The sequence below is a fragment of the Candidatus Magnetominusculus dajiuhuensis genome, assembly GCF_046044395.1.
Lineage (GTDB): Bacteria > Nitrospirota > Thermodesulfovibrionia > Thermodesulfovibrionales > Magnetobacteriaceae > Magnetominusculus > Magnetominusculus dajiuhuensis.
Map to the genome: position 1 here is coordinate 1 of NZ_JBJUSG010000020.1, position 2,346 is coordinate 2,346.

At 48.3% G+C, this 2,346-nt stretch carries 3 protein-coding genes; 1 reads left to right on the forward strand and 2 read right to left on the reverse strand.

Annotated elements, in window-relative coordinates; genetic code table 11:
• Window positions 1-192: 192 nt before the first annotated feature.
• Window positions 193-354 (forward strand): DUF2442 domain-containing protein, encoded by a 162-nt coding sequence (locus AB7D94_RS04445; protein ID WP_420264556.1) that lies wholly within the window; start codon window positions 193-195, stop codon window positions 352-354.
• Between the two features lie 4 nt (window positions 355-358).
• Here AB7D94_RS04445 and AB7D94_RS04450 read toward each other — a convergent pair whose 3' ends face one another.
• Window positions 359-1,894, reverse strand: a complete 1,536-nt coding sequence (locus AB7D94_RS04450) for a 4Fe-4S binding protein (protein WP_420264522.1) — start codon at window positions 1,892-1,894, stop codon at window positions 359-361.
• Window positions 1,891-2,346 (reverse strand): DUF362 domain-containing protein (locus AB7D94_RS04455; RefSeq protein WP_420264523.1); only part of this gene is annotated, 456 nt, incomplete at its 5' end. The genes AB7D94_RS04450 and AB7D94_RS04455, both read right to left, overlap by 4 nt.

Here is a 2,346-nt window from a genome sequence, read left to right on the forward strand (position 1 = left end):
CTTTCAAAAACCCTTTTATCAATAGGTGCAAATTTCTATATCGGAGCTTGGGTTTTATTGTGGTAATGATTCGGTTATTGCTTTTGTGCTATGTTATGATATGTACAGATGTTGCTGATGTTAGCATGGATAAGCTATATTTTAAGTTATCAAACGGAGTGAAATATCGTTGAAATAAAAATCCCAAGTGCCATAAATGTAACCGTGTCAGAGGACACATTAAGCGTAGATTTGAGTGATGGAAGGACGATTTTTGTTCCATTAGGGTGGTTTCCACGGCTGCGTTATGCCTCTGATGTGCAACGAAAGAACTGGAGATTAATAAGCAGAGGAAATGGTATCCACACCTTTTAAAAACTCAGCCCTTCAAAATCATCCTGTTGGTTTTTGAGCGCGTCTCACCGATTGGTGTGACCCTTATGGCAGGTTTATCATGCACGGGGCATTTGTTTTCGCAGATGCCGCACCCGACACATAGCTGTGTATCCACTATTGGGCGTTTGAATTTTCTTACAGTCCCGTCCCTTAATCTCAGCTCCTCCTCCTTAAACCATATCGCCTTTGGCGATGTCGGACACACCTCTTCGCACACGATGCAGTCAACATTCATAGACCAGGGCAGACACCGCCCGTGGTCATAAAACGCCGTCCCTATCTTCGTGGGTTTTATATCCGGCTTCTTGCCAATTTTCTTTTCCACCGTTAGGGGCATTATAGCCCCAGTTGGGCAGACATGCCCACATAGGACGCAATTATACTCACAGTAGCCTATCTTATTTTGTAATACCGGAGTCCATAACCCCTCAAGGCCGCCCTCCATAAGCGCTGGCTGAATGACATTCGTCGGGCATACCCTCATACACTGGCCGCACTTTATGCAGCGCCGCAGAAAATCTCCCTCTTCGATTGACCCCGGCGGGCGTATCAGGCCGCTTTGCGGCAAGTTGGCTCCATTAACCGCGCTCCTCATTATAGGGAACAGGACAACAGCGCCTACGACCGTCTCAATCAACCGCCTCCTGTTCACATCAATCGGCCGGTGAACAGAGCTTGCCTCTTCCGACAGGCCATAGTGAAGCGCTCCCTCAGGACACTGCTCAACACAGGTCATGCACAGGTGGCATTCGCTGTATCTCAACTGCCCATGTGGCTCGCATCCCCCGTGGCAATACCTTAAACACCTCTGGCAGTCCGTGCATTTGTCAACATTGCGGCGAATGCGCAGCACCGACGCCATAGACAATACCCCCATAAACGCCCCTAATGGACATAGCACCCGGCACCAGAACCGCGTTATAAACCTGTTGCCCGCGACTATCAGTAAGAATATCACCGACACCAGCAGCCCACCAATAAATAGCGGCTGCCTGATATAAATCCCCCCCGCAATGTAATTGGCCGCCGGATATATGCCAATGGTAAAGGAGCGCGTCATAAGGGCAATCGGGTCAAACAGCCCCACCTGCAAGGCGCCAAAGATAGCCAACACAACAAGCGCCGCAAGTATGTAGTACTTGATGCGGTATAAGTCCCTGTACGCGTTTGTCTTGTAATCATCCACGGCACGCCTCTTGTTGAAAAGATGGCTTATCCACTGGTTTAATATGCCAAAAGGACAAACCCACGAGCAAAAAAACCGCCCAAAAAATATCGTTGGAATTATTATCAAAAGAGAAAGCGCAAGTCCCTTATATACGGTAAAACTCGTGAAAAAAGCCGCAACAGCCACCAGAGGGTCAAGCTCTAAAAGCAGCGGCGTCTCATATCCCTTCAGATGCCGGAAGTCCGTTATGTAAAGCAATATCAAAAACAAGGAGAAAAAAAAGACAGAATACACCCGCCGCACATTTAAAAGAGTTATGAGCTTTTTATCCCGCTTCATACCAGCTTTCATACAGTAACCTCAACCGGGTTGAGGGACTTCCAGTCGGAGATGCCTACGCCACGCAGCTCTGCCATCTGAATATAAGGCACATCAGCGACCTTTATGTCCAGAAATGAAAGTGTATATGTATCAATGGCGACATCGTCGGTGCCGACGATAATTGTATCCCCCGCTGCCACATCTGAGATACTGCCTCCGGTAGGGCCGTTTGTCCTGAGAACGCGTGTGGCGTCCATAACAGTTAACGTCGGCCTTATGGCAACAGCCAGGTCTGCGATAGAGGTGTTTATGTCCTGATGGAGGCGGTTTCTCTGGCCTCCGAGTGTGCCGTACAAGTTTTTCATGGAAAGCGTACACTTGCTCAGGGAATGGTGTTTTGCGATTGGAATATTAATCACCTTATCAACCTGAATCATCAGGGGAACAACTGCAATTATTCGATGAGATAGAGGCAACCCCAC

Excerpts from the sequence above, each read along its gene's own strand:
- AB7D94_RS04450 (WP_420264522.1), bottom strand. The coding sequence starts at position 1,894 with ATGAAAGCTGGTATGAAGCGGGATAAAAAGCTCATAACTCTTTTAAAT.